Annotated in this window: 8 protein-coding genes; 3 read left to right on the top strand and 5 right to left on the bottom strand. The window is 67.5% G+C overall.

What is annotated here, in order from left to right; all coding sequences use genetic code 11:
* Positions 1-69: 69 nt before the first annotated feature.
* From ACFWMR_RS42055 to ACFWMR_RS42040, 4 genes are read right to left on the bottom strand one after another with little or no spacing between them, the layout of a single operon-like run.
* Complete coding sequence (locus ACFWMR_RS42055) at positions 70-885, bottom strand: carbohydrate ABC transporter permease (protein WP_093934955.1); 816 nt, start codon at positions 883-885, stop codon at positions 70-72.
* Entirely contained in the window at positions 882-1,817 is a 936-nt protein-coding gene (locus ACFWMR_RS42050; RefSeq protein WP_039919425.1) for a carbohydrate ABC transporter permease, read from the bottom strand. The genes ACFWMR_RS42055 and ACFWMR_RS42050 overlap by 4 nt, the downstream gene beginning before the upstream one ends.
* Positions 1,817-3,157 carry an ABC transporter substrate-binding protein gene (locus ACFWMR_RS42045; RefSeq protein ID WP_093934956.1) on the bottom strand — a complete coding sequence of 447 codons (1,341 nt, stop codon included), beginning with the start codon at positions 3,155-3,157 and terminating at the stop codon, positions 1,817-1,819. Before ACFWMR_RS42045 ends, ACFWMR_RS42050 begins: the two co-directional genes overlap by 1 nt.
* Positions 3,150-4,154 (bottom strand): zinc-dependent alcohol dehydrogenase family protein, encoded by a 1,005-nt coding sequence (locus tag ACFWMR_RS42040; protein WP_378382434.1) that lies wholly within the window; start codon positions 4,152-4,154, stop codon positions 3,150-3,152. The genes ACFWMR_RS42045 and ACFWMR_RS42040 overlap by 8 nt, the downstream gene beginning before the upstream one ends.
* 144 nt (positions 4,155-4,298) lie before the next feature.
* On the opposite strand from ACFWMR_RS42040, the gene ACFWMR_RS42035 reads away from it, so the two are divergent.
* Entirely contained in the window at positions 4,299-5,279 is a 981-nt protein-coding gene (locus ACFWMR_RS42035) for a sugar-binding transcriptional regulator (protein WP_378382433.1), read from the top strand.
* Positions 5,280-5,431: 152 nt separating this feature from the next.
* Here ACFWMR_RS42035 and ACFWMR_RS42030 read toward each other — a convergent pair whose 3' ends face one another.
* Complete coding sequence (locus ACFWMR_RS42030) at positions 5,432-5,797, bottom strand: winged helix-turn-helix transcriptional regulator (RefSeq protein ID WP_378276972.1); 366 nt, start codon at positions 5,795-5,797, stop codon at positions 5,432-5,434.
* A gap of 74 nt (positions 5,798-5,871) precedes the next feature.
* On the opposite strand from ACFWMR_RS42030, the gene ACFWMR_RS42025 reads away from it, so the two are divergent.
* Positions 5,872-6,465 (top strand): NADPH-dependent F420 reductase, encoded by a 594-nt coding sequence (locus ACFWMR_RS42025; RefSeq protein WP_378382432.1) that lies wholly within the window; start codon positions 5,872-5,874, stop codon positions 6,463-6,465.
* Positions 6,466-6,519: 54 nt separating this feature from the next.
* The gene (locus ACFWMR_RS42020) at positions 6,520-7,203 is read left to right on the top strand and encodes a DUF2269 family protein (protein ID WP_378382431.1); all 684 of its coding nucleotides are present in this window, start codon (positions 6,520-6,522) and stop codon (positions 7,201-7,203) included.
* Positions 7,204-7,279 lie beyond the last annotated feature (76 nt).

Raw genomic sequence — 7,279 nt, 5'->3', positions numbered from 1 at the left:
GCGCAAGGAAGGGGGCCTTCATGTACTTGAGCGGCCTTGGGGACGGCAGGGCCAAGTGCTCGTGACCTACTACTTGACCGCGCCCATGGAAAGACCCCGCACCAGGTGGTTCTGCGCGATCCAGCCGACGATCATCACCGGCAGTGACGCGAGCAGCGCGGCCGCGGACAGCTGCGCCCAGTACAGGCCCTCGCTGGTGATGAACCCGACCAGGAACACCGGCACCGTCCCGGCCCGGGCCGCGGTGAGGTTGACCGAGTAGAAGAACTCGGTCCACGAGAAGATCACGCAGATCAGCGCGGTCGCGGCCACCCCGGGCGCGACGACCGGCATGATGATCTTCCGCAGCAGCACCGGCAGGGTCGCGCCGTCGATGCGGCCCGCCTCGATCATCTCGTGCGGCACTTCCAGGAAGAACGACCGCATCATCCAGATGGCCAGCGGCAGGTTCATCGACGTGTACAGGATGATCAGCGCCCACACGTTGTCCAGCAGCTGGACGTTCTGCGAGATCACGTAGAGCGGGATGATCGCCGCCACGATCGGCAGCATCTTCGTCGACAGGAAGAAGCCGAGCGCGTTGCTCGTCCCCTTCACCGGCGCCAGCGAAAGCGCGTACGCCGCCGGGATTCCCAGCAGCAGCACGAAAATCGTCGAAATGACGGTCACGAACGCCGAGTTCGACAGGTACGGCAGGAAACCACGTTCGAGCACGCCCGCGAACTGGTCGAGCGTCGGGGTGAAGAACAGCCGCGGCGGATCGGTGTAGGCGTCGGCCTCCTGTTTGAAGGCCGTGAGGATCATCCACAGCAGCGGGAACACGAACAGGATCGCGATCACCCAGGTCACGACCGTGAGCGAGCCCGCGCCGAACCGGCCTTTCATTTCGCGCCTCCCTGGACCGAGAACGTGCGGAACATCAGGCGCAGCGCGAAGGTCGCGACGATCATCGTCAGGATCACGACGATCACGCCCATCGCGGACGACTGCCCGACGTCGAATCCTTGGAACGCCCGCTGGTAGATGTAGAACGGCAGGTTCGTGCTCGCCGTACCCGGACCTCCCTGTGTCATCAGGAAGATCGCGTCGAAGCTGTTCACGATGTAGATCGCGCCCAATAGCGTCGCCAGCTGCAGGAACCGGCTCAGATGCGGCAGCGTGATCGCGGTGAACGTCCGCCAGCGGCCGGCGCCGTCGACCGACGCGGCCTCCAGCACGTCCTTCGGCTGACTCTGCAACCCGGCCAGGATCAGCAGCATCATGAACGGCGTCCACTGCCAGACGACCTGGGCCATCACGGCGGCCAGCGGGAACTCCGAAAGCCAGTCGACGTCGGTGCCGAACACGAAGTGCAGCAACCCGTAGGTCGGGTCGAACATCGTCGTCTTCCACAGCAGCGCGCCCGCCGCGGGCAGGATCAGGAACGGCGTGATCAGCAGGGTCCGGACCACGCCGCGGCCGAGGAACTTGCGGTCCAGCAGGATCGCCAGCCCCAGGCCGAGCAGCAGCGAGAAGAACACGCAGACCACCGTGAGCACGACGGTGTTCAGCAGCGCCCCGAGGAACGTCGAATCGGCGAAGACGTCGATGTAGTTCTGCAACCCGACGAAATGCCTCGAACCGGGCCGCACCAGGTTCCACGACTGGAACGAGTAGAACACCGTCAGCACGAACGGAAGCTGTGTCACGGCGACGACGAACAGCAAGGCGGGTAACAGGGGTAGCCGTCGTTTGAACGGCGTGTCGGTGCCGCGCTTCGGAGCCGCCGTCTTCGCGTGGGCGGGCTCGGTGCGGGCGGGAGCGGAGAGCGTGGCCATCACTGCACCTCCTGATACGACTTGCCGACGGTCTGCGCGTACTCCTGTGACTGCTTCAAGGCTTCGTCCACGGTGATCTGGCCCGCGATCGCCGCCGAAAGCTGCTGACTCACCCGGGTGCCGAGATCCTGGAACTCGGGGATGCCGACGAACTGGATCCCGGGGTAGGGCACCGGATTCGCCATCGCCTTCCGCTGGTCGGCGTCCGCGATCCCGTCCAGCGTCGGCTGCGCGTAGGCCTTGGCGGCCTCGCGGTACTGAGGAATGTCGTAGGTCGACTTCCGCACGCCCGGCGGGACGCGGTTCCAGTCGCCGAACTCCTTGGCGACGCGCTGCACGTAGGCCTTGTCCGTCATCCAGGACATGAACTTGAAGGCGGCGTCCTTGTCCTTCGCGACCTTCGGGATCGCCAGCGCCCAGGTGTAGAGCCAGCCGCTCGCCTGCGTCTTCTCCACCGGAGCCGGGGCGTACCCGGACTTCCCGACGACCTTGCTGGCCGACGGGTCCTCGTTCGTACCCGCCATGACCGTGGCGTCGTACCACATCGCGGCCTGGCCCTGCGTGTATCGCGTGCCGCATTCGGAGAAGCCCGCGCTCGACGCCCCGACCTCGCCGTGATTTCGCACGAGGTTCACGTAGAACTCGGCGGCCGCCTTGAATTCGGGGCTGGTCAGCTTGGCGTTCCAGTCCTTGTCGAACCACTGCGCGCCGAAGGTGTTGGCGACAGTGGTGAACGGCGCGAGGCTCTCGCCCCAGCCGGGCTTGCCGCGCAGGCAGATCCCGGCGACACCCTTCGCCTTGTCGTCGAGCTTCGCGGCGAACTCCGCGATCTGCGACCAAGTCGGCTTGGCCGGCATCTGGAGCCCGGCCTGCTCGAAAAGATCCTTGCGGTAGGCCAGGAACGAAGACTCGCCATAGAACGGCACCGCGTACATGGACCCGTTGTGCGACAGGGATTCCTTGATGCTCGGGATGAAGTCGCCCGAGTCGTAGGCGGGATTCGCCGCGATATGCGGTTCGAGGTTTTCGAGCCAGCCGTTCGCGGCCCACTGCGGTGCCTCGTAGTTGCTGATCATGACGACGTCGAATTCGCCGCCTTCGGTGGCCGTCGACGCGGTGATCTTCGCGCGCGCCTGGTTTTCGGGCAGCGACACGAACTTGAGGGTGACGCCGGGGTTCGCCTTCTCGAACTCGCCGGAAAGCTCGATGGCGTCCTTCATCTGCGGGTTCGCGACGATCCCGACGACGAGCGTCCGGTCACCGGTCCCGAGCGCGCCCGCACCGGCGCATCCGGTGAGGGTCAGCAGGAGAACTCCGAGGAGAGCGGCCGCTTTACGCACTTTCGCCTCCCGGTATTACCTGCACCTTCAGACCGGCCCCACTGCGCATGAGGGCGAGAGCGTCGGGGTACTGCTCCAGCGGCAAGGTGTCGGTGAGCAGCGCGCCGGTGTCGACGGCGCCGTTGGCGACCAAGTCGAGCGCGGCACCGAAGCTGTTCATCACGGCCATCGAGCCGACGACGGTGATCTCGTCGTTGTAGATCCGGAACGGCGAAAGCGCGACGCGTGCTTCTTCCGGCGCGACGCCGAAGACCAGCAGACGGCCTCCGCGCTGAAGTGAGTCGAAAGCGGCCTCGATCGCGGGAGCGGCACCGGTGCAGTCCGCGGCGGCTTCGAACTTCTCGTCGTCCAGGTCCTTCACGTCACCCGCGACCGCGACAGCGCCGAGGTCCATGGCCCGGCTGAGCCGCGCGGTGTTCCGGTCGACCACTGTGACCTGCGCGCCCGCGCGCTGCAGCAGCTGCTGCATGATCAGTCCCATCGTGCCCGCGCCGACGACGAGGAACCGCTCCCCCGCCTCGACCCCGATCCGGCGCACGCCGTGGACCGCGCAGGAGACCGGCTCGACGAGGGCGCCCTGCTCCCAGGTCATCGTGTCCGGCATGCGATAGCAGTTCGCGGAGGGAACGGCGACGTACTCGGCGAAAGCGCCGTTCACGGTGTCGCCGGTCGCGTTCCAGTTCTCGCAGAGGTTGCCGCGGCCGGACCGGCAAGGCTTGCAGTAGCCGCAGAACAGCGACGGGTCGACGGCCACCCGGTCGCCGACCTGCCAGCCGCCCGGCACGTCCGCGCCGAGTTCGACGATCTCGCCGGCGAACTCGTGGCCGGGGACGATCGGATAGGGCGTCGGCGGGAAGTGCCCGTCGGCGATGTGGAGGTCGGTCCCGCAGATCCCGCAGGCACCCACCTTGACGACGACCTGGCGATCCCCCGGTTTCGGATCGGGTACCTCGCCGACCCTGATCTCCCCGGGCTTGTCCACGATCGCGGCACGCATGCCAGCTCCTCTTCTCTCCGCTCAAATGAGCGGGACGGGCCTATGCTTCGGACTGCATGTTCTGGCTGTTGATGTCCCCGCATGGTGAACTTTTCCCAGTTGTTACGTCAACCTTTCGGGTCTATTTCGCGCTATAGTGCTCAGATGAGCGGGAAGAAGCAGAGTCCCGGACTGGTGGAGTCGCTGCGCCTGGCCGCGGTGGCCCGGCGGTTCTACGAACAGGGCGCCTCGAAACTGGAAATCGCCGACGAGTTCGGGATCAGCCGGTTCAAGGTCGCCCGGATGCTGGACACCGCCAGGGAAAGCGGCATCGTCACGGTCGAGTTCCGGCTGCCGGCGCCGGTCGATCTCGTGCTGTCGGAGGAAATCCGCTCCGCGTACCGGCTGGACCGGGTTCTCGTGCTCGAACGAGCGCCGGAGCCGGAATCCCGCGAAGTGGCGCGACGGAAGATCGGCTCGCTCGCCGCCCGCCTCCTGACCGAAATCGTCACTCCGGGCGACGTCATCGGCCTGTCCTGGGCACGGTCCGTGAACGCGATGACCGAGGCGATCGAGTCGCTGCCGAAATGCCCGGTCGTGCAGTTGTGCGGGGTGCAGGCGGGCATGGACATGCGGGACCGGTCGGTGGAGACGGTCAGCCGGGTCGCGTCGGTGTCCGGCGGCGAGCCGTACCCGATCTTCGGGCCGCTCGTCCTCCCCGACCGCCGGACCACCGAGACGCTGCGCAGGCAGCCCGGGATCGCGGAGACCTTCGGGCAGTTCAAGAACCTGACCAAGGCCGTCGTCAGCATCGGCGCGTGGAAGCCCGAGGAGTCGACCGTCTACGACGCGCTCGACGAGACCGAGCGGAGCGCGATAGCGAAACGCGGTGCCAAAGCGGAGGTTTCCGCGCGCCTGTTCGACGCCGACGGGACGCCGATGTCCACCGGACTGGCCCATCACGTGCTGGCCATCAGTGCCGAGGAGCTGCTGGCGGTCCCCGAGGTGATCGCGCTCGGCTACACGGAACCGAAGGCCGAGGCGATAGACGCCGTCCTGCGCTCAGGCATGGTCTCGACGCTGATCACCGACGCGGCGGCGGCCATCCCGCTCCTCAGGCTGGCCGAGGCTCGCCCGCCCACCTGACGCCTTCGGGCCACGTCGCGCCTTCGGAGGACGAACGCTGCCGGTACTCGCGTGTCGTCCGGCCAGTCACGCGTGTCGTCCACTCAGTCACGTGTGTCGTCCGTCCAATCACGCGAAACCGCGCGGCCGCAGTACCTGAGACACAGCGGGTTCTAACCGTCCTTGCCACTCACGAGCCCGACCGCCCTGTCCTGAGCCGACAGCACCTCGTCGCCATGCCGGAAGGCCCACTCGCCGAAAGCCTCGATGGGCCCGAGCAGGCTGGCCCCGAGGTCCGTCAGCGAGTACTCCACCTTCGCCGTCCGCCCACAGTCGCGCCGGTGGACCAGGCCGTTGAACTCCAGCCGCCGGACCGTTTCCGTGAGCACCTTCGTGCTGATCCCGCCCAGCCGTCGCCGCAGTTCCGCGGGCCGCGACGGTCCCTCGCGCAGGGCCCACAGCACGACCGGGTTCCACGTGTTCGCCATCAGGTCGAAGGCCAGCCGGGCGCGGCAATCGGCGAGGAAGACGTCGTCCATGAGACCTCCGGTAACCACTTGGTACCCGCGCCGCTTTCTACGGTCGTGTCGTAACTCGATCTTAGGGAGCGGCAATGCGTATCGGTATTTTCGGCGCTGGCGGGATGGCGGAGGCCCTCGGCGGCCGGTGGTCCGGGCACGAGGTGATGGTCGCCGCGCGCGACCGGGCCAAGGCGGAAAAGATTTCCGCCCGGGTGGGGACCTGGGCGGAGACCGCTCGCGCGAGCGAGGTGATCCTGCTCGCAGTCCCCGCGCCGTCGGCGACAGAAGTCGTTGCGGCCGCGGGAGAATCCCTCGCGGGGAAGATCCTGATCGACTGCACCAACGCGGTCGGGCCAGGCGCCGTGCTCACGATCCCAGACCAGGCCGAGCGGATCGCCGCCGCCGCACCGGACGCGCACGTGGTCAAAGCGTTCAACCTGTGTCACGTGGACGTCTGGCGGATGACTCCCCCGGTGTTCGGCGGCCGCCCGCTCGCGGTGCCGCTCTGCGGCCCGCCGGAGGCCGTCGAGGTGGTGAGCTCCTTGGTCCGCGACCTCGGTTGCACGCCACTGAACGCCGGCGGGCTCGACCGGGCGCGGCTCATGGAGGCGACCATGGCGTTCACGGTCGGGCTGTGGTTCGGCGGCCACGACGCCCAGGCTTGCTTCCCGCCACTTCCGGCCTGATTTCAGGGTCGTCCCCGATGTGCCGGGCCGGGTGCTCACGCGACTGTGTGCGGCATGGGAAAGAAGACCTGGCGGCAGCTGACCGTGTGGCTGCACGTCGTCAGTTCGGTGGGCTGGATGGGACAGGCCTTGGCGCTGTTCACCTTCCTGGTGATCAGCCGCACCACCGACGACGGCGCGGTCCGCGTCGCCGCGACGTCCATGGCGCACGAGATCGACTCGCTCCTGCTGGCACCGCTCGCCAACGCGTCGGCCTTCACCGGCTTCATGCTCGCCGCGGCGACGGCCTGGGGGTTCACCCGGCACTGGTGGGTGCTGGCGAAGTTCGTGATCACGCTCGTGCAGCTCTACGCCGGGATCTTCCTGCTGTCGGGTGCTTTGCGGGACTCCGTCGTGGCGGCGCGGGCCGGTGATCCGGAACCCGCTCCGCTGGCACTGGTGGCCGGAACGGCGCTGATGGCGAGCGCGTTGGCCTTCCAGGCCTGGCTTTCGGTGGCGAAACCGTGGGGCAAGGCCCGCACCGGCCCGAAGCTGCCGGTGGCGCCGACGTGGATGTTCGTCGCCGCGGTCTTGGCGCCGCTCGTGGACATCACGGTGGGCCTTCTCGTGGGCTACCCGTTGCCCGCGCTCTCGCTGATCGTGCTGATCGTGCAGCTGGTCCGGCGCCGCCGGGAGCTCCGCCCGGTGCCCGTCCGGCGTTCCGTGAAGGCCTCCTTGAGGGACACCAGCGCGCCATGAAAGGTCCTTTCCTTGCAAATTTCGCAAGGAAAGGACCTTTCATGGCGCGCGTAACGGTGTAAGCGCGGCCTGAGTC

This window comes from Amycolatopsis thailandensis, from assembly GCF_042723255.1.
Classification (GTDB): Bacteria; Actinomycetota; Actinomycetes; order Mycobacteriales; family Pseudonocardiaceae; genus Amycolatopsis; species Amycolatopsis thailandensis.
This window is presented reverse-complemented; position numbering and strand designations above follow the sequence as displayed.